This is a genomic window from Pseudomonas sp. B14-6, from assembly GCF_013260315.1.
GTDB classification, from domain to species: Bacteria; Pseudomonadota; Gammaproteobacteria; order Pseudomonadales; family Pseudomonadaceae; genus Aquipseudomonas; species Aquipseudomonas mandelii.
This window is the reverse complement of the sequence record NZ_CP053929.1, coordinates 3,408,166-3,430,139: the sequence shown is the minus strand read 5'-3', so window position 1 is coordinate 3,430,139 and position 21,974 is coordinate 3,408,166. Positions and strand designations below refer to the sequence as shown.

Here is a 21,974-nt window from a genome sequence, read left to right as displayed (position 1 = left end):
CGTGGAGCTTTTATCTGGCGGTGAGATGCTCGTCCGCTTTTTGCGTGACGAAGGCGTTAAATATATCTATGGGTACCCAGGTGGTGCCGCATTGCATATCTACGACGCGCTGTTCAAAGAACCAGCCGTTCAACATATTCTCGTTCGTCATGAGCAGGCTGCCACTCACATGGCTGACGGCTATGCGCGCGCCACCGGCAAGGCAGGCGTTGTACTGGTGACCTCCGGTCCCGGTGCGACCAACGTCATTACCGGCATTGCTACCGCGTACATGGACTCGATTCCGATGGTGATCCTGACCGCCCAGGTGCCTAGCACCATGGTCGGGACCGATGCCTTCCAGGAAACCGATATGATCGGTATCTCCCGGCCGATCGTGAAACACAGTTTCATGATCAAGCATGCTTCGGAAATCCCGGAGATCATGAAAAAGGCTTTCTACCTCGCGCAATCGGGTCGTCCTGGTCCTGTCGTTGTCGACATTCCGAAAGACATGACCAACCCGGCCGAGAAGTTCGAATATATCTTCCCGAAAAAAGCCAAGCTGCGCTCCTACAGCCCAGCGGTTCGTGGCCATTCGGGCCAGATCCGCAAAGCGGTGGAAATGCTGTTGGCGGCCAAGCGGCCGATCATCTATGCCGGCGGCGGCGTCATTCTGGGCAACGGCTCCGCGCCATTGACCGAACTGGCGCAACTGCTGAACGTGCCGGTCACCAATACCTTGATGGGCCTCGGCGCCTATCCGGGCAGCGACCGTCAGTTCCTCGGCATGCTCGGTATGCACGGCAGCTACACCGCCAACCTGGCGATGCACCATGCGGACGTGATCATGGCCGTTGGCGCGCGTTTCGATGACCGTGTTATCAACGGTGCATCGAAGTTCTGCCCAAGCGCCAAGATCATCCACATCGACATCGACCCGGCTTCGATCTCCAAAACCATCAAGGCCGACGTTCCTATCGTAGGCCCGGTGGAAAGCGTACTGACCGAGATGGTCGCTACCTTCAAGGAAATCGGCGAGACCCCGAACAAGGACTCGGTGGCTGCCTGGTGGAAGCAGGTTGAAGAGTGGCGCGGTGATCGCGACATGTTCCCTTACAACAAAGGGGACGGCAGCATCATCAAGCCGCAAACCGTTATCGAAACCCTGCACGAAGTGACCAAGGGCGATGCCTACATTGCGTCCGACGTGGGTCAGCACCAGATGTTCGCGGCGCAATACTACCGCTTCAACAAGCCTAATCGCTGGATCAACTCCGGCGGCCTGGGCACGATGGGCTTCGGTTTCCCGGCAGCAATGGGCGTCAAACTGAGCTTCCCGGAAGCCGATGTGGCTTGCGTGACCGGTGAAGGCAGCATCCAGATGAACATCCAGGAGCTGTCCACTTGCCTGCAACATGACCTGCCGGTGAAGATCATCCTGCTCAACAACGGCGTGCTCGGCATGGTCCGTCAGTGGCAGGACATGAGCTACGGCGCGCGTCACTCGCACTCCTACATGGAATCGTTGCCGGACTTCGTCAAGTTGGCTGAAGCCTACGGTCACGTCGGCATGCGCATCACGGACTTGAAGGATTTGAAGCCGATGATGGAGCAAGCCTTCGCGATGAAGGATCGTCTGGTGTTCATCGACATCAAGGTCGACGCAGCTGAACACGTCTACCCGATGCAGATCAAAGACGGCTCCATGCGCGATATGTGGCTGAGCAAGACGGAGCGTACTTAATCATGCGACATATTATTTCCCTGCTTCTGGAAAACGAACCCGGCGCTTTGTCTCGTGTAGTCGGCCTGTTCTCGCAGCGCAACTACAACATCGAAAGCCTGACCGTGGCCCCTACCGAAGACCCGACCTTGTCGCGTCTGACGCTGACCACTGTCGGCCACGATGAAATCATCGAGCAGATCACCAAAAACCTGAACAAGCTGATCGAAGTGGTCAAACTGGTCGACCTGTCGGAAAGTGCTCACATCGAGCGCGAACTGATGCTGGTCAAGGTCAAGGCTACCGGCGCCCAGCGCGCCGAGATCAAGCGCACCACCGATATTTACCGTGGACAGATCGTCGATGTCAGCGCCAGCGTTTATACCGTTCAATTGACCGGTACCAGCGACAAGCTCGACAGCTTCATTCAGTCCATTGGCACCGCCTCGATCCTGGAAACCGTCCGTAGCGGCGTAACCGGTATCGCTCGCGGCGACAAAGTACTCAGCATCTAAACCAAATTAGCGAACGGCCTGAACGGCCTGGATATATAGGGGAATTTCATGAAAGTTTATTACGAAAAAGACTGCGACCTGTCGATCATCCAGGGCAAGAAAGTTGCCATCATCGGTTACGGTTCCCAGGGCCACGCTCAGGCGTGCAACCTGAAAGACTCCGGCGTTGACGTGACTGTCGGTCTGCGCAAAGGTTCGGCCACTGTTGCCAAAGCCGAAGCTCACGGCCTGAAAGTGACCGACGTTGCTTCCGCTGTTGCAGCTGCCGACCTGGTCATGATCCTGACCCCGGACGAGTTCCAGTCTGCCCTGTACAAAAACGAAATCGAGCCGAACATCAAGAAAGGCGCCACCCTGGCCTTCTCCCACGGCTTCGCGATCCACTACAACCAGGTTGTTCCGCGTGCTGACCTCGACGTGATCATGATCGCGCCGAAAGCACCGGGCCACACCGTGCGTTCCGAGTTCGTCAAAGGCGGCGGTATCCCTGACCTGATCGCTATCTATCAGGATGCTTCGGGCAACGCCAAAAACGTTGCACTGTCCTACGCCGCAGGCGTCGGTGGCGGTCGTACCGGCATCATCGAAACCACCTTCAAGGACGAGACCGAAACCGACCTGTTCGGCGAACAAGCCGTTCTGTGCGGCGGTACCGTTGAGCTGGTCAAAGCCGGTTTCGAAACCCTGGTTGAAGCTGGCTACGCGCCGGAAATGGCCTACTTCGAATGCCTGCACGAACTGAAGCTGATCGTTGACCTCATGTACGAAGGCGGTATCGCCAACATGAACTACTCGATCTCCAACAACGCTGAATACGGCGAGTACGTGACGGGTCCGGAAGTGATCAACGCCGAGTCCCGTCAGGCTATGCGCAACGCCCTGAAACGTATTCAGGACGGCGAATACGCCAAGATGTTCATCAGCGAAGGCGCGACCGGCTATCCTTCGATGACCGCCAAGCGTCGTAACAACGCCGCTCACGGTATCGAAATCATCGGCGAGCAACTGCGCTCCATGATGCCGTGGATCGGTGCCAACAAGATCGTCGACAAAGCTAAAAACTAAGTCGCGCACTTGTACGAAAAACGCGGCTTAGGCCGCGTTTTTTCGTTTGGGCTGAAAGGTTCTGGTATAAAGCTGCATCGTTTGCGGCCGAACCGTCGTCCCAGACACCTGTCGAAACTTTCCACCCCGTTGCAAGGTAATGTCCATGAGCGAACGTCCCGAAGAGCCAAACAAGGCTTCTGACGCCGAAAGCCTGCTGCCCATCGATGAACACATCGAGGAAGGGCATGACGCTGAAGGTCGTAAAGTCCGGCATCGTGGTATCTATCTTCTGCCGAATCTGTTCACCACCGCGAACCTGTTCGCAGGGTTTTATTCCATCATCAGCTCGATGAGCGCCCAGAGTGCGTTGAGTGCCGGTGATTCGATTGGCGCGAGCAAGTATTTTGCGTTTGCCGCGATTGCGATTTTCGTCGCCATGGTGCTCGACGGCCTTGATGGTCGCGTTGCCCGCATGACCAATACCCAGAGTGCCTTCGGCGCCGAGTACGATTCGCTGTCGGACATGGTCGCCTTTGGTGTCGCGCCTGCGTTGCTGGCGTTTGGCTGGGCGTTGGGCGACATGGGCAAGGTCGGCTGGATGGTTGCCTTCATCTATGTCGCGGGTGCAGCGTTGCGCCTGGCACGCTTCAATACGCAAGTCGGCACCGCGGATAAACGCTACTTCATCGGTCTGGCCAGTCCGGCTGCGGCGGGTGTTGTCGCGGGGATTGTCTGGGCGTTCAGTGACTACGGCATTCAGGGTTCCAAGATGTCGTTCCTGGTTGCGCTGATGGTGGCCGCCGCCGGCATGCTGATGGTCAGCAACATCAAGTACAACAGCTTCAAGGAGCTGGACTTGAAGGGGCGAGTGCCCTTTGTCGCGATCCTCGCGGTAGTCCTGGTGTTTGCCGTGGTCTTCAGTGATCCGCCGCGCATTCTACTGTTGGTTTTCCTCGCTTACGCGGCGTCTGGTCCGGTGCAATACCTGTTGCATCTTCGTCGGCACAAAAACGCCGAGTGATGTAATTTCCCTCATACTCCGCAGTCTATTGGTGCATCTGTCCTCCAATGCTGCGGAGTTGCCATGCTGATCAAAGTCCCCAAAGCGTCTGACTGTCACGAGTCGGACGTCACGCCTGAATCCTTCTATCTTTCTCGACGCAATCTACTGGGCGCAGCCGTTGCCGGTCTGGCCGTGAGCAGTCTGCCGCGCTGGGCCAGTGCTGACGAAGCCGCTCGTTACGCAGATGTCGAGCCAGGCAAGGCGCCTTCCTGGTTTGCCGAAAAGCTTCCTGCTACTAAATGGGGGGCAGTCAACGTCAAGGATGAGGCGATCACGCCATTCAAGGATGCGACCCACTACAACAACTTCTACGAGTTCGGCACTGATAAAGGCGACCCTGCCGCCAATGCCGGTTCGCTGAAGACTGAGCCTTGGACCGTGGTGGTGGATGGAGAGGTAGGTAAGCCGGGGCGGTATGCGCTGGAAGACTTCATGAAGCCCTATCAGCTGGAGGAGCGTATTTATCGTCTTCGCTGTGTCGAGGCCTGGTCGATGGTTATTCCCTGGATTGGTTTTCCTCTTTCGGCGTTGCTGAAGCAAGTCGAGCCGACATCGAAGGCCAAGTTCATCCGCTTTGAAACGCTGCAAGATCCCAAGAGCATGCCTGGGCAGCGCTCTGGTTTTGCCTTGATCGAGTGGCCCTATGTAGAGGGTTTGCGCCTGGATGAGGCGATGAATCCGTTGGCCATTCTTGCGGTGGGCATGTATGGGCGTGAACTGCCGAATCAGAACGGGGCGCCTCTGCGTTTGGTGGTGCCCTGGAAGTATGGCTTCAAGAGCGTCAAATCCATCGTGCGGATCAGTCTGGTCAGCGAACAGCCGAAAACCACCTGGCAGAGCATTGCCGCGGATGAATACGGCTTCTACGCCAACGTGAACCCTACAGTTGATCACCCGCGTTGGACTCAGGCTCGTGAGCGTCGTTTGCCGAGCGGCCTGTTCAAGCCCAATGTTCGGGACACACAGATGTTCAACGGCTACTCGGATGAAGTCGCTTCTCTCTATACAGGGCTCGATCTGCGGAAGAACTACTGATGCGTTATCCGTTTTGGCGAATTGGCGTCTTTATAGCGGCGGCGGTCTGGCCGCTGCTTTGGTTGTATCAGGCCTGGCAGGATGTGTTGGGTCCCGATCCGGGCAAGGTCCTGGTTGATCGGCTGGGGCTGGGGACGCTTATCCTGCTGCTAATAACGTTAAGCATGACGCCTCTGCAGAAACTCACCGGTTGGGCGGGGTGGATCGCTGTGCGCCGGCAGCTGGGGTTGTGGTGTTTCGCTTATGTGGTTCTGCATCTGAGCGGCTACACGGCGTTTATTCTTGGATTTGATTGGTCGCAGCTGGGTGTCGAGTTGCGCAAACGGCCGTACATCATTGTCGGGACGTTGGGTTTTCTCTGTTTATTGGCATTGGCGATGACTTCTAATCGTTACAGTCAGCGCCGGCTGGGTGTTCGTTGGAAGAAGCTGCATCGGCTGGTGTATGTCATTCTCGGGCTTGGATTGCTGCATATGTTGTGGATCGTTCGTGCCGATCTCAAGGAATGGGCGATCTATGCTTCTATAGGTGCGCTGTTATTAGTGTTGCGCATTCCGCCTGTGGCCCGTCGAATCCCGCGTTTAATAGCCAAAAAAGCGCCTTCTGCAAGAAAAGCATAAATAGGTGTTGACGGCAGATTCTGGAAGTCTATAATTCGCCCCACTTCCGGCGCAGTCGAAACGGAAAACTCCTTGGTAAACAAAGAGTTACGCAGTTTTCGACAGCGAGTTGCTTCAGGTCATCGAAGCCCAGAAGGAGTTGATCAGGCGGGGTTGTTTGGCTTGGTTGACGGTTCGATCTTCTCGGTCGAAAGCGGAGAAAAAGAGGTGTTGACAGCAGCGAGTAACGCTGTAGAATTCGCCTCCCGCTAACGAGAGATCGGAAGCGCAAGTGGTTGAAGTTGCAAAGGAAACTTTGAAAACTTCTGAAAATAACCGCTTGACAGCAACAGAGGCTGCTGTAGAATGCGCGCCTCGGTTGAGACGAAAGATCTTAACCAACCGCTCTTTAACAACTGAATCAAGCAATTCGTGTGGGTGCTTGTGGAGTCAGACTGATAGTCAACAAGATTATCAGCATCACAAGTTACTCCGCGAGAAATCAAAGATGTAACCAACGATTGCTGAGCCAAGTTTAGGGTTTCTTAAAAACCCAAAGATGTTTGAACTGAAGAGTTTGATCATGGCTCAGATTGAACGCTGGCGGCAGGCCTAACACATGCAAGTCGAGCGGCAGCACGGGTACTTGTACCTGGTGGCGAGCGGCGGACGGGTGAGTAATGCCTAGGAATCTGCCTGGTAGTGGGGGATAACGCTCGGAAACGGACGCTAATACCGCATACGTCCTACGGGAGAAAGCAGGGGACCTTCGGGCCTTGCGCTATCAGATGAGCCTAGGTCGGATTAGCTAGTTGGTGAGGTAATGGCTCACCAAGGCGACGATCCGTAACTGGTCTGAGAGGATGATCAGTCACACTGGAACTGAGACACGGTCCAGACTCCTACGGGAGGCAGCAGTGGGGAATATTGGACAATGGGCGAAAGCCTGATCCAGCCATGCCGCGTGTGTGAAGAAGGTCTTCGGATTGTAAAGCACTTTAAGTTGGGAGGAAGGGCAGTTACCTAATACGTATCTGTTTTGACGTTACCGACAGAATAAGCACCGGCTAACTCTGTGCCAGCAGCCGCGGTAATACAGAGGGTGCAAGCGTTAATCGGAATTACTGGGCGTAAAGCGCGCGTAGGTGGTTTGTTAAGTTGGATGTGAAATCCCCGGGCTCAACCTGGGAACTGCATTCAAAACTGACAAGCTAGAGTATGGTAGAGGGTGGTGGAATTTCCTGTGTAGCGGTGAAATGCGTAGATATAGGAAGGAACACCAGTGGCGAAGGCGACCACCTGGACTGATACTGACACTGAGGTGCGAAAGCGTGGGGAGCAAACAGGATTAGATACCCTGGTAGTCCACGCCGTAAACGATGTCAACTAGCCGTTGGGAGCCTTGAGCTCTTAGTGGCGCAGCTAACGCATTAAGTTGACCGCCTGGGGAGTACGGCCGCAAGGTTAAAACTCAAATGAATTGACGGGGGCCCGCACAAGCGGTGGAGCATGTGGTTTAATTCGAAGCAACGCGAAGAACCTTACCAGGCCTTGACATCCAATGAACTTTCCAGAGATGGATTGGTGCCTTCGGGAACATTGAGACAGGTGCTGCATGGCTGTCGTCAGCTCGTGTCGTGAGATGTTGGGTTAAGTCCCGTAACGAGCGCAACCCTTGTCCTTAGTTACCAGCACGTAATGGTGGGCACTCTAAGGAGACTGCCGGTGACAAACCGGAGGAAGGTGGGGATGACGTCAAGTCATCATGGCCCTTACGGCCTGGGCTACACACGTGCTACAATGGTCGGTACAGAGGGTTGCCAAGCCGCGAGGTGGAGCTAATCCCAGAAAACCGATCGTAGTCCGGATCGCAGTCTGCAACTCGACTGCGTGAAGTCGGAATCGCTAGTAATCGCGAATCAGAATGTCGCGGTGAATACGTTCCCGGGCCTTGTACACACCGCCCGTCACACCATGGGAGTGGGTTGCACCAGAAGTAGCTAGTCTAACCTTCGGGAGGACGGTTACCACGGTGTGATTCATGACTGGGGTGAAGTCGTAACAAGGTAGCCGTAGGGGAACCTGCGGCTGGATCACCTCCTTAATCGACGACATCAGCTGCTCCATAAGTTCCCACACGAATTGCTTGATTCATTGAAGAAGACGATAGAAGCAGCTTTAAGCTCCAAGCTGATAGCTCCAAGCTAACAGTTGCGCGCTCGAAATTGGGTCTGTAGCTCAGTTGGTTAGAGCGCACCCCTGATAAGGGTGAGGTCGGCAGTTCGAATCTGCCCAGACCCACCAATTTTGTTATGGGGCCATAGCTCAGCTGGGAGAGCGCCTGCCTTGCACGCAGGAGGTCAACGGTTCGATCCCGTTTGGCTCCACCATATAACTGCTTCTGCTGTTAGAGTTTAGAAATGAATATTCGGATGAATATTGATTTCTAGTCTTTGATTAGATCGTTCTTTAAAAATTTGGGTATGTGATAGAAAGATAGACTGAACGTTACTTTCACTGGTAACGGATCAGGCTAAGGTAAAATTTGTGAGTTGCTCTTAATTGAGTATTATCGAATTTTCGGCGAATGTCGTCTTCACAGTATAACCAGATTGCTTGGGGTTATATGGTCAAGTGAAGAAGCGCATACGGTGGATGCCTTGGCAGTCAGAGGCGATGAAAGACGTGGTAGCCTGCGAAAAGCTTCGGGGAGTCGGCAAACAGACTTTGATCCGGAGATGTCTGAATGGGGGAACCCAGCCATCATAAGATGGTTATCTTAAGCTGAATACATAGGCTTAAGAGGCGAACCAGGGGAACTGAAACATCTAAGTACCCTGAGGAAAAGAAATCAACCGAGATTCCCTTAGTAGTGGCGAGCGAACGGGGACTAGCCCTTAAGTGGCTTTGAGATTAGCGGAACGCTCTGGAAAGTGCGGCCATAGTGGGTGATAGCCCTGTACGCGAAAATCTCTTAGTCATGAAATCGAGTAGGACGGAGCACGAGAAACTTTGTCTGAATATGGGGGGACCATCCTCCAAGGCTAAATACTACTGACTGACCGATAGTGAACTAGTACCGTGAGGGAAAGGCGAAAAGAACCCCGGAGAGGGGAGTGAAATAGATCCTGAAACCGTATGCGTACAAGCAGTGGGAGCCCACTTTGTTGGGTGACTGCGTACCTTTTGTATAATGGGTCAGCGACTTATTTTCAGTGGCGAGCTTAACCGAATAGGGGAGGCGTAGCGAAAGCGAGTCTTAATAGGGCGTCTAGTCGCTGGGAATAGACCCGAAACCGGGCGATCTATCCATGGGCAGGTTGAAGGTTGGGTAACACTAACTGGAGGACCGAACCGACTACCGTTGAAAAGTTAGCGGATGACCTGTGGATCGGAGTGAAAGGCTAATCAAGCTCGGAGATAGCTGGTTCTCCTCGAAAGCTATTTAGGTAGCGCCTCATGTATCACTGTAGGGGGTAGAGCACTGTTTCGGCTAGGGGGTCATCCCGACTTACCAAACCGATGCAAACTCCGAATACCTACAAGTGCCGAGCATGGGAGACACACGGCGGGTGCTAACGTCCGTCGTGAAAAGGGAAACAACCCAGACCGTCAGCTAAGGTCCCAAAGTTATGGTTAAGTGGGAAACGATGTGGGAAGGCTTAGACAGCTAGGAGGTTGGCTTAGAAGCAGCCACCCTTTAAAGAAAGCGTAATAGCTCACTAGTCGAGTCGGCCTGCGCGGAAGATGTAACGGGGCTCAAACCATACACCGAAGCTACGGGTATCACTTAGGTGATGCGGTAGAGGAGCGTTCTGTAAGCCTGTGAAGGTGAGTTGAGAAGCTTGCTGGAGGTATCAGAAGTGCGAATGCTGACATGAGTAACGACAATGGGTGTGAAAAACACCCACGCCGAAAGACCAAGGTTTCCTGCGCAACGTTAATCGACGCAGGGTTAGTCGGTCCCTAAGGCGAGGCTGAAAAGCGTAGTCGATGGAAAACAGGTTAATATTCCTGTACTTCTGGTTATTGCGATGGAGGGACGGAGAAGGCTAGGCCAGCTTGGCGTTGGTTGTCCAAGTTTAAGGTGGTAGGCTGGAATCTTAGGTAAATCCGGGATTCTAAGGCCGAGAGCTGATGACGAGTGTTCTTTTAGAACACGAAGTGGTTGATGCCATGCTTCCAAGAAAAGCTTCTAAGCTTCAGGTAACCAGGAACCGTACCCCAAACCGACACAGGTGGTTGGGTAGAGAATACCAAGGCGCTTGAGAGAACTCGGGTGAAGGAACTAGGCAAAATGGCACCGTAACTTCGGGAGAAGGTGCGCCGGTGAGGGTGAAGCATTTACTGCGTAAGCCCATGCCGGTCGAAGATACCAGGCCGCTGCGACTGTTTATTAAAAACACAGCACTCTGCAAACACGAAAGTGGACGTATAGGGTGTGACGCCTGCCCGGTGCCGGAAGGTTAATTGATGGGGTTAGCTAACGCGAAGCTCTTGATCGAAGCCCCGGTAAACGGCGGCCGTAACTATAACGGTCCTAAGGTAGCGAAATTCCTTGTCGGGTAAGTTCCGACCTGCACGAATGGCGTAACGATGGCGGCGCTGTCTCCACCCGAGACTCAGTGAAATTGAAATCGCTGTGAAGATGCAGTGTATCCGCGGCTAGACGGAAAGACCCCGTGAACCTTTACTATAGCTTTGCACTGGACTTTGAATTTGCTTGTGTAGGATAGGTGGGAGGCTTTGAATCGTGGACGCCAGTTCGCGTGGAGCCAACCTTGAAATACCACCCTGGCAACTTTGAGGTTCTAACTCAGGTCCGTTATCCGGATCGAGGACAGTGTATGGTGGGTAGTTTGACTGGGGCGGTCTCCTCCTAAAGAGTAACGGAGGAGTACGAAGGTGCGCTCAGACCGGTCGGAAATCGGTCGTAGAGTATAAAGGCAAAAGCGCGCTTGACTGCGAGACAGACACGTCGAGCAGGTACGAAAGTAGGTCTTAGTGATCCGGTGGTTCTGTATGGAAGGGCCATCGCTCAACGGATAAAAGGTACTCCGGGGATAACAGGCTGATACCGCCCAAGAGTTCATATCGACGGCGGTGTTTGGCACCTCGATGTCGGCTCATCACATCCTGGGGCTGAAGCCGGTCCCAAGGGTATGGCTGTTCGCCATTTAAAGTGGTACGCGAGCTGGGTTTAGAACGTCGTGAGACAGTTCGGTCCCTATCTGCCGTGGACGTTTGAGATTTGAGAGGGGCTGCTCCTAGTACGAGAGGACCGGAGTGGACGAACCTCTGGTGTTCCGGTTGTCACGCCAGTGGCATTGCCGGGTAGCTATGTTCGGAATAGATAACCGCTGAAAGCATCTAAGCGGGAAACTAGCCTCAAGATGAGATCTCACTGGGACCTTGAGTCCCCTGAAGGGCCGTCGAAGACTACGACGTTGATAGGTTGGGTGTGTAAGCGCTGTGAGGCGTTGAGCTAACCAATACTAATTGCCCGTGAGGCTTGACCATATAACACCCAAGCAATTTGCTGACCTGAAAGGGCACCAGATTGCGGTGTGTGAAGACGAAACGAACCGAAAGTTCGATTGTTCACAAACACCGAGATCTATCACATACCCATTCGCTGGAGCGTGTGCCGTAAGGCAAACGACCTGGCTACCGAATTTCTTGACGACCATAGAGCATTGGAACCACCTGATCCCATCCCGAACTCAGCAGTGAAACGATGCATCGCCGATGGTAGTGTGGGGTTTCCCCATGTGAGAGTAGGTCATCGTCAAGATTAAATTCCGAAACCCCTATCTGCGTATGCAGGTAGGGGTTTTGTTTTGTCCGCAGGAAAGTTTTCCTCAAGCTACAACACAAATTTGCACAGTTATTTTCGACTCATGACACTAGAATAGGTCCAACTTTTTTCGGAGCCAGAGCCCTTATGCCAGATCCGGTTGACGCCCCCGGGCTGTCAGAATTACCGCTGGACGACTTGGTGGCGTGCCATGAGTGTGACTTGCTGATGCGCAAGCCTGAGCTTGCCCATGGCGAGAAAGCCCTGTGCCCGCGCTGCGGTTACGAACTCTACGCCCATCGGCACAACGTAGTGCAGCGCAGTCTCGCGTTGGTCATCGCCGCGCTGTTGTTGTACATCCCGGCGAACTTTTTACCCATCATGCAGCTCAATCTACTCGGGCAATCGTCGCAAGACACCGTCTGGACCGGCGTTGTCGGTCTGTTCGATACCGGCATGCAAGGCGTCTCGGTGATTGTGTTCCTGTGCAGCATGGGAATCCCGTTGCTCAAGTTGCTCTGCCAATTGGCCGTGCTGTTGAGCATCCGGTTTGATATCGGACGCAGCTACGGTTTGCTGCTCTACCGTATTTATCACCATCTAAGGGACTGGGGGATGCTCGAGGTTTACCTCATGGGCGTACTGGTGGCGATCGTAAAACTGGCAGATATGGCAGCCATTACAGTAGGTCTCGGTTTGGCCTGCTTTATCAGTTTGTTGTTGGTCCAGGTCTGGTTGGAGGTCGTGATGTCGCCTCATCAGATCTGGCAGGCTTTGTCAGGAGAGGATGCCCATGCGGGCGATTGATGCAGGCATTCTGATTTGCGCCGAATGCCATGAATTGAACAAGCAGGAAGCCGACACCGACGAGCAAACCTGCACCCGTTGCGGTGCGCTGGTGCACGCCCGTCGCCCGAACAGTGTCATGCGGACCTGGGCACTGCTGGTCACCGCAGCGATTCTCTACATTCCGGCCAACGTGCTGCCGATCATGACTGTCAGCTCATTAGGGCAGGGCGATCCCAGCACCATCATGTCGGGCGTTATCCAGCTGGTTCAGCACGGCATGATTCCCATCGCCGCCGTGGTTTTTATCGCCAGTATTCTGGTGCCGACGTTCAAGCTGGTGGGCATCGCGCTGCTGCTGTTTTCAGTACAACGTCGCCAGCCCCTCTCGGCACGCCAACGAATCTGGATGTACCGCTTTATCGAGTTCATCGGCCGCTGGTCGATGCTGGACATCTTCGTGATCGCCATCCTGGTGGCGGTCGTGAATTTCGGACGGCTTGCCAGCGTCGAAGCCAATCTTGGTGCCATCGCTTTCGCCAGTGTGGTGATTTTGACGATGCTTGCCGCAGTTACTTTCGATCCCCGACTGATTTGGGATAACACGGAGTCGGACGACGACCATGACTGATTTGCCTACAGCTAAAACCCGACCGGCTTCGAACTGGTCTGCCATCTGGGTGCTGCCCCTGATCGCCCTGATCATCGGCGGCTGGCTCGGCTGGCGTGCCTATAGCGAAACTGGCATCGAGATACAGGTGCGTTTCGAAAGCGGTGAAGGCATTCAGGCCAATAAGACTGAAGTCGTCTATAAGGGCATGCCAGTCGGCAAGGTGAAAACCCTTAAGCTCGATGACGAAGGCAGTTCCAAAGGTGTGATCGCCACCGTCGAGATGAACAAGGACGTGGAGCAATACCTCAAGACCAGCACCCGTTTCTGGCTGGTCAAACCGAGCGTGACCCTGGCTGGTATCACCGGGCTGGAAACGCTGGTGTCCGGCAACTACGTGGCCATCAGCCCCGGCGAGGGCGAGCCTACCCGCAAGTTCAAGGCCCTGGCTGAAGAGCCCCCGCTGTCAGACTCTCAGCCCGGCCTGCACCTCACCATCAAGGCTGATCGTCTCGGTTCACTGAATCGCGGCAGCCCCGTGTTCTACAAGCAGATCAAGGTCGGCCAAGTCAAAAGCTACTTGCTGTCGGAAGATCAAAGCACAGTCGAGCTCAAAGTGTTCATTGAGCCCACCTACGCCAATCTGGTGCGCAAACACACCCGTTTCTGGAACGCCAGCGGCATCAGCATCGACGCCAACCTGTCTGGTGTAAAAGTGCGCAGCGAATCGCTCGCCAGCATCGTCGCCGGCGGTATCGCCTTCGCCACACCGGAGAATCGCAAGGACAGCCCGCCCACCGATCCAAGCCTGCCGTTTCGCCTCTACGAGGACTTCGATGCCGCCGCTGCCGGCATTCGGGTCAAGGTCAAACTCAGCGATTTCGAAGGCCTGCAGGCCGGCCGTACTCCGGTCATGTACAAAGGCATCCAGGTCGGCAACCTGAAAGCACTGAAGGTCGATCCGGATCTGAATGCCGCCACTGCCGAATTGACACTTGATCCACTGGCCGAGGATTACCTGGTCGAAGGCACTCAGTTCTGGGTGGTCAAACCGTCGATTTCCCTTGCGGGCATCACCGGGCTGGAGGCCTTGGTCAAAGGTAACTACATCGCTGTGCGACCGGGCGACAAAGGGGCCGCGCCGCAACGTGAATTTGTGGCCAGACCCAAGGCGCCGCCGTTGGACCTGCGTTCGCCTGGTCTGCACCTGGTGTTGTTCACCGAAAACCTGGGTTCGCTGGAAGTCGGCAGTCCGATTCTCTATAAGCAGGTCAAGGTTGGTTCGGTGCAGAGCTATCAGTTCTCCAAAAAGAAGAAGCAACTGGTGATCGGTGTCCACATCGAGAAGGAATACGAAGGACTGGTCAATGCCTCGACACGCTTCTGGAATGCCAGCGGCATCACGCTCACAGGCGGCCTGACCGGCGGAATCCAGGTCAAAAGTGAGTCGTTGCAAAGCCTGATGGCCGGCGGCATCGCTTTCGAAACCCCCGAAGCCAAGGCGCCGTTGCAAAAACGCATTCCGCGTTTCCGCCTGTTCGCCAGCCATGACGAAGCCAACCAGAAAGGCGCCGTGGTTACGATCAAGGTCGATCGCGCCGATGGCTTGCGCAGTGGCACTCCCGTGAGATTCAAAGGCCTCGATGTCGGCAAGATCGAAGATGTCGACCTCAGTGATGACCTGCAATCGGTGATGCTCACCGCACGAATCACCGAAGTGCCGGAGCGCATTGCCCGGGTCGGCAGTCAGTTCTGGGTGGTCAAGCCTGAGTTGGGCCTGATCAAGACCTCCAACCTGGAAACGCTGGTAACTGGCCAATACATCGAAGTGCAGCCAGCAGCGAAGAATCTGGGGCCGCAGAAGAACTTCGTCGCCCTGGCCACTCCACCGGAATCGGCCAAGCAAGAAGCCGGTTTGAGTCTGGTGTTGAGCGCCGCTCGCCGTGGTTCACTGAAAACCGGTGTGCCGGTAACGTACCGCGAGGTCACCGTGGGCAAGGTGACGGGCTATGAATTGGGTCAGACCGCTGACCGTGTGTTGGTGCACATTCTGATCGAGCCGAAATACGCGCCATTGGTGCGCAGCGGCACGCGTTTCTGGAACACCAGCGGTTTCGGGTTCGACTACGGCTTGTTCAAAGGCGCGACGGTCCGTACCGAATCGTTGGAAACGCTGATTCAGGGCGGTATCGCCTTCGCCACGCCGGAGGGTGATCGCATGGGCAATCCGGCGCGGCCTGAGCAGACGTTCCCGCTGTTCGACAAGTTTGAAGATGAATGGCTGACCTGGGCGCCGAAGATTTCACTCGGTAAATAGACTATTGGTGTCCCTGCTGCCGCCATCGCGAGCAGGCTCGCTCCCACAAAGGATTTGCTGTAACCACGGAATTTGTGATCGACACCAACCCCCTGTGGGAGCGAGCCTGCTCGCGAAGAGGCCCTCAAGTACACTGAATCACTAAAAAGACATGCCCAAAAAAAGGCCGCGATCCATTGGATCGCGGCCTTTTTAATGCCTTCGATAAACGCAAATCAAACCGCGTCCAGCTCCGGCTCATCTGCTTCAACGCTGACCACAGCCTTCACCTCATCATGACGACGAATGTACTTCCAGTCCGCCTCATCGATGTAGATCCCGTTTGGCCCGCTGCCACCTTCCAGGTCAATCGCCACACTGGCACAGACCTGCGGCTTCACACTCGCCAGGATCGGCACAAAGCCCAGTTGCAGGCTGGTTTCCAGCAGCGCAGCCTGGTTCTTCTCGTCGATGTCCGCCGCCTCGTCGAGGTAGTACGGCAGGCGCACGCGACCGGCTTGATCACGGTCCATCAAGTGCAGCAACAAGTACATGTTGGTCAGCGCCTTGATGGTCATCGTGGTGCCGTTGGAGGCCGCGCCATCGATGTCAGTGTGGATAACCGGTTGACCATTGACCTTGGTGATCTCGAACGCCAGTTCGAACAAGTCTTTGAGGCCCAGCTGGTTGTGGTTAGCCGCCACCAGACGGGCCAGGTATTCCTTGGCTTCTTCGTTCTTGTTGTCCTGATCGGCGCTTTGGCTCAGGTCGAAGACCGAAAGGGTTTCGCCTTCCTCGTACTGACCGGCGCTGTGGATGATCTGGTCGATGTGCTTGAGGGCTTCCTTGTTCGGCGCGAGCACGATGCGGAAGCTCTGCAGGTTGGAGACCTGACGTTTGTTGATCTCGCGGTTGAACAGCGCCAGTTGATGCTCAAGGCTGTCGTAGTCGCTGCGGATGTTGCGCAGGGTCCGGGCGATGTCGGTCACCGCCGCACGGCGCGCCTTGCCGAGGGTCAGCGCTTCGTCGGTGCGGTGCGCGTAAGCGTTGATCAGCAGTTGCAGGCGACGCTCCATATCGTCTTCGCTGTCGAACTTGGCCACGCCCTTGAGGCGAACCTGCGCATAAAGCGCCTCGATCTGGCCATCGCTGCGCTGCAAACCCTGCCAGCTGTCCTGATAGTCGTTGAGCAGCGGCAGCAGGTTGTCCATGGAATCATCGATCGGGTCCATGAACGGCGTACCGAACGGCAGGTCTGCGGGCAACAGCTGACGGCGGCGCAGGGCGTCGTCTAGGGTGCGTTGCTTGGCTTCCATGTCGCCGATCTGCCGGCCGACCAGTTGCAGCTTGGCGGACAGTTGCTGGACGCGCTCGGTGAAGGCATCGCTGGAACGCTTCAATTCGTCCTGCGCCGCTTCCATCTGCGCCAGTTGCTCCAGCTTGTCGCCTTCTTCGGCGCTCAGGGTTTGTGCACGGCGGAAATCTTCCAGGGCTTTTTGCGCATCCAGCACTTGCTGGTACAGCGCTTCGGTCTGGGTCTTGCTCGCTGCACGGTCGGCGACCACGGCAGCCTGGGTTTTCAGTTGCTTGAGTTCTTTCTCCAGGCGGTCTTTCTGATCGCGCAATGCCGCGCGGTCGGCCAAGGCTTGCAGGGCTGGCGGCTCAATGTGCGAGATGTCGATGGCCAGGCCTGGTACTTCGAAACGCTCGCCTTTGAAGCCGTCGAGGATCAGCTCCAGGGATTTGACCCACTGACCGTCCTCATCCAGCGTAATGCCATGCTCACCCAGCGGCAGGCTGAACAGCGCGCTGTTGAACAGACGCATCAAACGCTCAACGTCCTGCTGCGAGAACTCTTCGCGCAGACGGGCGTAGCTGTTGTTGTCGGCGTGATCGAGTTGCTGTTTCACCGATTTCAGGCGTTTTTCCAGGTCCCGCAGACGTTCTTCGAGGTCTTCGGCAGAGAACTGCCGCGACTGGGCCAGCGCACCGGCCAGTTCATCGTGCGCGTCCTTGGCCGCGAGCAGTTGCTGCTCCAGCACTTTGACGTCATCGACCAACGCGAAGCGATTCTTCAACGCCGAGAGTTCGCCGAGCCAACGCTGGATGCCGGTTATTTCCCGCTCCAGGCGCATCAACTCCTGAGTGCCGCCACGCTGATCGTTTTGCAGCGCGTCCTGTTCGTTGCGGTAGTGCTCGGCCTGAATCGTCAGCTCTTCCTTGCGCGCACTGGCGTAATCCGACCAAGTGCCGAGCAGCGAGTCGAGCAACGGCGAGATCCGGTGCAACTTGCCGCGCAGAATATTGCGCTGGGTCACGCCAGCGGCGAGGGCTTCAACCAACGGGCCGGCGGTGACCAGCGAGTTGTAGTCCTGCTCCATGCGGCGTACATCGCGGAACGCTTCTTCGCACGCGGCGATGTAATCGACGCTGCCGGAACGCAAGCTGTGTTCAAACGCATCGAGGAACAGTTGCTTGAGCTTGGCCGCGGTGATTTCGCGCATGTGCAGCAGGTTGATGAACAGTGCGCGGAACGTCTTCAGGCTCTGCTCGCTGGTGGAGCGCAGCGGGATCAGGGTCAGGTCCAGCGGGATTGAGGTGTGACCGCCGACCAGCAAGCGACGCAGCTCATCCGGCTTGAGTTCATAAGCTTTCAGGCCCTCACGCTCAAGGTTGGTGAACAGCTCTTTCTGGCGCAGGCAGGTGTCGTTCTTTTGATAGTGCGCGAGGTCCAGTTTGCCGGCGTAGGCAAAGAACTGGTGACCGAAACCACCGCCCGGGCCGCGCCCGACCACGCCGATTACGTGCGGACCATGGGGCAGCGAGACTTCGACCAGGATGTAACTGGTGTCCGAGGCGAAGTAGAAACGACGGGATTGTTCCAGGCTGTACTTGCCGAAACTCATGTCCGACATGCGCGCCAGAATCGGAAACTGCAACGCGTTGATCGAGGCGGATTTACCGAGGTTGTTCGCGCCGTAGACCGACAACGGTTCTTCCAGTGGAAACAGGCCGAGGCTGTAACCGGCGGTGTTCAAAAGTGCAAAGCGGCGAATGCCGTAGCGTTCCTTGCTCATGCGTCGGTCTCCTGTTCTTCTGCAATGGCGCGGGCCATGGCGTCTTCTTCGCTTTCTTCTTCGAAGTCACTCAGATCGAGCGGATCATCGGTTTGCAGCAGTTTTTCGTCGCTGTCGTCATCGATCAGCACCGGAACCGGCAGCGGTAAGACGCTGTGCAGGCTGGCCGCCAGATCGCGGTCTTGTTGAACCGACAGGCAAACGTCGAGGAAACGATGCATCGGCGGCAGGAAGCGGTAGATGCCGTTTTCTTCGCCGGCAAAACCGAGCTGGGTCATGCGGCGCATGATTTTTTCTTCGAGTTCTTCCACGGTCTGCACTTCGGCCTGGATGAACAGGTCGCGGTATTTTTCCAGCAAGGACGGCAATTCATCGCGGCCGAGGCTGCCACCGTCGAGCACGGCGACCGGGTCACGGCCCTGATCCGCCAAGTGCTCGACGAGGATGAAGGTGAACAACGCCAGACGTTGCGCAGTCTTGTTCACCGCTGCCGCCGCAAGGTCCGGCACGAAGTAATAGAAACCACGGGTGTCGCAGACCAACTCATAGCCCAGCGCCCTGAACAGCGTGCGGTACTGGTCCTGGAAGTTCGACAGTTGCGCGTACAACTCCGGGTCGCGGCGGCTGACGTGGTAGCCCTTGAACAGCTCGCGAAAGATCGGCGCCAGTTGGGACAGTTCGGATAGATCAAGATGCATGTGGGGTGCTCGCAGAATCCTCGGCGGCGGTGTCGCGGGCCGAGAGCAGGGCGAAGGAGCGCAGGCTGACCTGATGCTCGTGAGTGTGGTAATCGCGGCGTTCCAGACGCTCGCGTGTGAAGCGTTTTTCCCGCGACAGGCGCGAGAACCAGTAAAGCAATTCGTCGGTGGCGCCGTCCGGCTCCTGCTCCAGCAGCCAGGTCATCAGGTCCGGCATCGGCAGGGCGTTTTCGCAGCGTTCGAGCATTTCCCGAACCGTGCGTGGCGCGCGCGGCGCTTCGCCTTTCTGCGTTTTGTGGGCCTTGGGGAAGCGCGCCGGTTTCGGCTCGAATCGCGCCAGCGCATAAACGTAGGCTTCGACCTGACTGGCGCTGCCGAGGAAGGTGCTTTGCGGGCGGGTGAACATCGGCATCGCCGCTTGCGGCACCGCATCGATGCCTTTGCGACGAATGGCCGACAAGGCCAGCGCAGCGCCTCGGGTCACGGCGTTGTGTCGACGGGCTTCTTCACGCAACGGCAGCAGCAATTCGCGGGCGTGGCGCAGGGTCAGTTGGGCGCTGGTCTGCATTTCGAGAATGCGTGCGTGAGTACGCAGCAGCATGTCGTCGTCGACCAGGTGACCGAGGCGCTGTTGTTCGGTGAGCATGCGCAGCAGGACGTTCTCGACCTTGCGCACGCCTTGCTCGAAGGCGCCGTCGGCGTTCACCAACTGAATCATCGGCTCGACGTATTCGTCCCAGGTCGCCAGTACTTCGGCGTAACGCTGACGCAGCGGGATCTGCCGGTCGCTGGTCTTGGCGCGTTCGGCGACGGCCACCAGGGCCTGTTCGTCGTTGGCGAGTTTCTTCAATACATCGCGTACGCGCATGTCGAGCAAACGCAATTGGCGCGCCAGATCGTGGCCATCGCGAATGTCGAAAGCGTCCTGGATATAACCGGCCAGACGTTCGAGGTGGCGAAGATACGCTTCGATTTCCAGGCACAGGCCCAGACGGTGCTCACGGCGCAGGTAAGCGAGGAAGTCGTGGATCTGCGCATTGAGCTCGAAACGGTTCGGGCTTTTTGCCACGGGAACCAGAATGTCGAGGCGGATCCACACGTCCAGCAGGCTGGTGATGTCCTGCGGCGTACTGTCGAGTTGCTGGGCGGCCAACTGTGAACGCAGTTCGTTGAGGCTCAATGTGCCTTGGTCGAAGTGCTCGCACAGTGGCTCCAGAAGTGCCCAGTGTTCAGCGAGGGCGCGCAAGACGCGCTTGGGTTCGATCATCGGAATGGCCGGCTGGTTGGCGATTAAAAGCCGCGATTGTACTGCATCGGGACCGATGCGATTCACTCTCGGGACGGGCTGTCGCTGTTTCTAAGGGAAAGAGTATCGATCAAGCGCGGGCGATCTTGAGCGAAGGGCGGTAGAATCAGCGCACTTTAGTTATCCACAAGTGGCCGACCTTTGCTAATCGAGTCCCGTCGCCGCGCCTATTTGACTGCCATGCAGGTGGTCAACTGGCTGCCGCGCACTGAATTGCCCTTTGCCGCGCCATCGCGTCCCGAGCTGATGGAGATGCCGGAGCCGTTGGTCGTCGCGCCGGTGGTGCCTGCCTCCGCGCCAGCACCTGCCGCTGCGCCGGTGATGGCACCGACGGAGCGCGTCAAGATTGAGGTGCCGCGGCCATCGCTGGCCAGCACCCGCACGAACGCCAAGGTCGAAGAAGAAGCCGCGCCGGTCGTCGCCAAGTCTGTGCCAGTACCGCCACCGCGTTTTTCCCTGCAATTGCTGCGCGCTGGTCGGTGCCTACTGTTGGTCGAGTTACCCACAGGCGAAACGTTCCAGACCCGCGATCCGGCCTATCTGCTGCTCAAAGACATGCTGCGCGCCGCCGGTCTGCCGGACAGCCCGCAGATCATCGGCGAGCCGGTGCGCTGGCCGCTGTTGGCCCGGGGCACCATGGATCAGGGGCCGGAAGCCGCTCGGGACTTCGTGCAAGGTTTTCTCTCGGCCCGGCTGGAAGACGCTCCGTGCGTTTGCGTGTGGCTGATCGGCCTGCCAGCGGTGCGTTTTGCCGGTGAGGCGAACGCCGAATCCTTCAACCGTGAACTCCAGGTCGAAGGCCTGGGCTCGGTCTGGGCCCTGCCGGGCCTGGAATTATTAATGGAAGAGCCACAGCGTAAGGCTGATGTCTGGCAAGCCATGCGTCGGCTGATGGCGCGCTGGAAAGAATCAAATGAGTGACGCTGTATCGTTCCGCCCGATGACCGAGGCGGACCTGGACGCTGTACTGAAAATCGAATACGCGGCGTACAGCCATCCCTGGACCCGCGGGATTTTTCTGGATGGGCTGGGCAAGTACCAGATCTGGCTGATGTTCGAAGGGCAGCAACAGGTCGGTCACGGCGTGGTGCAGATCATTCTGGATGAAGCGCATCTGCTCAACATCACCGTCAAGCCCGAGAATCAGGGCCGTGGGCTGGGTTTGACGCTGCTGGAGCATTTGATGTCCCGGGCGTATAACGCCAAGGCGCGGGAATGTTTTCTGGAAGTGCGCGACAGCAACCGTGGCGCGTTCAAGTTGTATGAGCGTTATGGGTTTAACGAGATTGGGCGGCGGCGGGATTACTACCCCGCGGTGGGAGGGCGGGAAGATGCCGTGGTCATGGCCTGCACTTTGGTCGACTGAGCCTTTTTGAAGCTTCGCGGGCAAGCCTCGCTCCTACAGGACTGGTGTCTTACCCATCCCGTAGGAGCGAGGCT

Annotated in this window: 14 protein-coding genes, 2 tRNA genes and 3 rRNA genes; 16 read left to right on the top strand and 3 right to left on the bottom strand. The window is 56.6% G+C overall.

Annotated features, from left to right (window positions below; translation table 11 throughout):
- The first annotated feature begins 1 nt into the window (after position 1).
- From HP062_RS15665 to HP062_RS15600, 14 genes are all read left to right on the top strand, one after another.
- Positions 2-1,726 carry an acetolactate synthase 3 large subunit gene (locus tag HP062_RS15665; protein ID WP_010467631.1) on the top strand — a complete coding sequence of 575 codons (1,725 nt, stop codon included), beginning with the start codon at positions 2-4 and terminating at the stop codon, positions 1,724-1,726.
- A 2-nt stretch (positions 1,727-1,728) separates the two neighbouring features.
- Positions 1,729-2,220 (top strand): acetolactate synthase small subunit, encoded by a 492-nt coding sequence (gene ilvN / locus HP062_RS15660; protein WP_003205610.1) that lies wholly within the window; start codon positions 1,729-1,731, stop codon positions 2,218-2,220.
- A gap of 48 nt (positions 2,221-2,268) precedes the next feature.
- Complete coding sequence (gene ilvC / locus HP062_RS15655) at positions 2,269-3,285, top strand: ketol-acid reductoisomerase (protein WP_007948647.1); 1,017 nt, start codon at positions 2,269-2,271, stop codon at positions 3,283-3,285.
- 145 nt (positions 3,286-3,430) lie between these two features.
- Entirely contained in the window at positions 3,431-4,288 is an 858-nt protein-coding gene (gene pssA / locus HP062_RS15650; RefSeq protein WP_010467638.1) for a CDP-diacylglycerol--serine O-phosphatidyltransferase, read from the top strand.
- A 63-nt stretch (positions 4,289-4,351) separates the two neighbouring features.
- Positions 4,352-5,365 (top strand): protein-methionine-sulfoxide reductase catalytic subunit MsrP, encoded by a 1,014-nt coding sequence (gene msrP, locus HP062_RS15645; protein WP_010467640.1) that lies wholly within the window; start codon positions 4,352-4,354, stop codon positions 5,363-5,365.
- On the top strand, positions 5,365-5,985 hold the full coding sequence (gene msrQ / locus HP062_RS15640) for a protein-methionine-sulfoxide reductase heme-binding subunit MsrQ (protein WP_010467642.1): 621 nt from the start codon (positions 5,365-5,367) through the stop codon (positions 5,983-5,985). The genes msrP and msrQ overlap by 1 nt, the downstream gene beginning before the upstream one ends.
- A 544-nt stretch (positions 5,986-6,529) precedes the next feature.
- A 16S ribosomal RNA gene (locus HP062_RS15635) occupies positions 6,530-8,068 on the top strand.
- 123 nt (positions 8,069-8,191) lie between these two features.
- Positions 8,192-8,268 (top strand) — tRNA-Ile (locus HP062_RS15630).
- Between the two features lie 10 nt (positions 8,269-8,278).
- A tRNA-Ala gene (locus tag HP062_RS15625) sits at positions 8,279-8,354 on the top strand.
- Between the two features lie 238 nt (positions 8,355-8,592).
- Positions 8,593-11,484, top strand: a 23S ribosomal RNA gene (locus tag HP062_RS15620).
- A gap of 158 nt (positions 11,485-11,642) precedes the next feature.
- Positions 11,643-11,758, top strand: a 5S ribosomal RNA gene (gene rrf / locus HP062_RS15615).
- Together the 16S, 23S and 5S rRNA genes with 2 tRNA genes alongside form the textbook arrangement of a ribosomal RNA operon.
- Before the next feature lie 150 nt (positions 11,759-11,908).
- The gene (locus tag HP062_RS15610) at positions 11,909-12,568 is read left to right on the top strand and encodes a paraquat-inducible protein A (RefSeq protein WP_077749035.1); all 660 of its coding nucleotides are present in this window, start codon (positions 11,909-11,911) and stop codon (positions 12,566-12,568) included.
- Entirely contained in the window at positions 12,555-13,178 is a 624-nt protein-coding gene (locus HP062_RS15605; protein WP_154914030.1) for a paraquat-inducible protein A, read from the top strand. Before HP062_RS15610 ends, HP062_RS15605 begins: the two co-directional genes overlap by 14 nt.
- Positions 13,171-15,474 (top strand): intermembrane transport protein PqiB, encoded by a 2,304-nt coding sequence (locus HP062_RS15600; RefSeq protein WP_172791648.1) that lies wholly within the window; start codon positions 13,171-13,173, stop codon positions 15,472-15,474. The genes HP062_RS15605 and HP062_RS15600 overlap by 8 nt, the downstream gene beginning before the upstream one ends.
- A 215-nt stretch (positions 15,475-15,689) precedes the next feature.
- Here HP062_RS15600 and mksF read toward each other — a convergent pair whose 3' ends face one another.
- From mksF to mksB, 3 genes are read right to left on the bottom strand one after another with little or no spacing between them, the layout of a single operon-like run.
- Positions 15,690-18,530 (bottom strand): Mks condensin complex protein MksF, encoded by a 2,841-nt coding sequence (gene mksF / locus HP062_RS15595; RefSeq protein WP_010458353.1) that lies wholly within the window; start codon positions 18,528-18,530, stop codon positions 15,690-15,692.
- Entirely contained in the window at positions 18,527-19,228 is a 702-nt protein-coding gene (mksE, locus tag HP062_RS15590; RefSeq protein ID WP_077749032.1) for an Mks condensin complex protein MksE, read from the bottom strand. Before mksE ends, mksF begins: the two co-directional genes overlap by 4 nt.
- Positions 19,218-20,495 carry an Mks condensin complex protein MksB gene (gene mksB / locus HP062_RS15585; RefSeq protein WP_167362275.1) on the bottom strand — a complete coding sequence of 426 codons (1,278 nt, stop codon included), beginning with the start codon at positions 20,493-20,495 and terminating at the stop codon, positions 19,218-19,220. The genes mksE and mksB overlap by 11 nt, the downstream gene beginning before the upstream one ends.
- 219 nt (positions 20,496-20,714) lie before the next feature.
- On the opposite strand from mksB, the gene HP062_RS15580 reads away from it, so the two are divergent.
- Together HP062_RS15580 and rimI are read left to right on the top strand one after the other, a co-directional pair.
- Positions 20,715-21,455 carry an energy transducer TonB gene (locus HP062_RS15580; RefSeq protein ID WP_172792584.1) on the top strand — a complete coding sequence of 247 codons (741 nt, stop codon included), beginning with the start codon at positions 20,715-20,717 and terminating at the stop codon, positions 21,453-21,455.
- A complete protein-coding gene (rimI, locus tag HP062_RS15575) occupies positions 21,448-21,900 on the top strand; it encodes a ribosomal protein S18-alanine N-acetyltransferase (RefSeq protein ID WP_077749029.1) in 453 nt (150 codons plus the stop codon). The genes HP062_RS15580 and rimI overlap by 8 nt, the downstream gene beginning before the upstream one ends.
- Positions 21,901-21,974 lie beyond the last annotated feature (74 nt).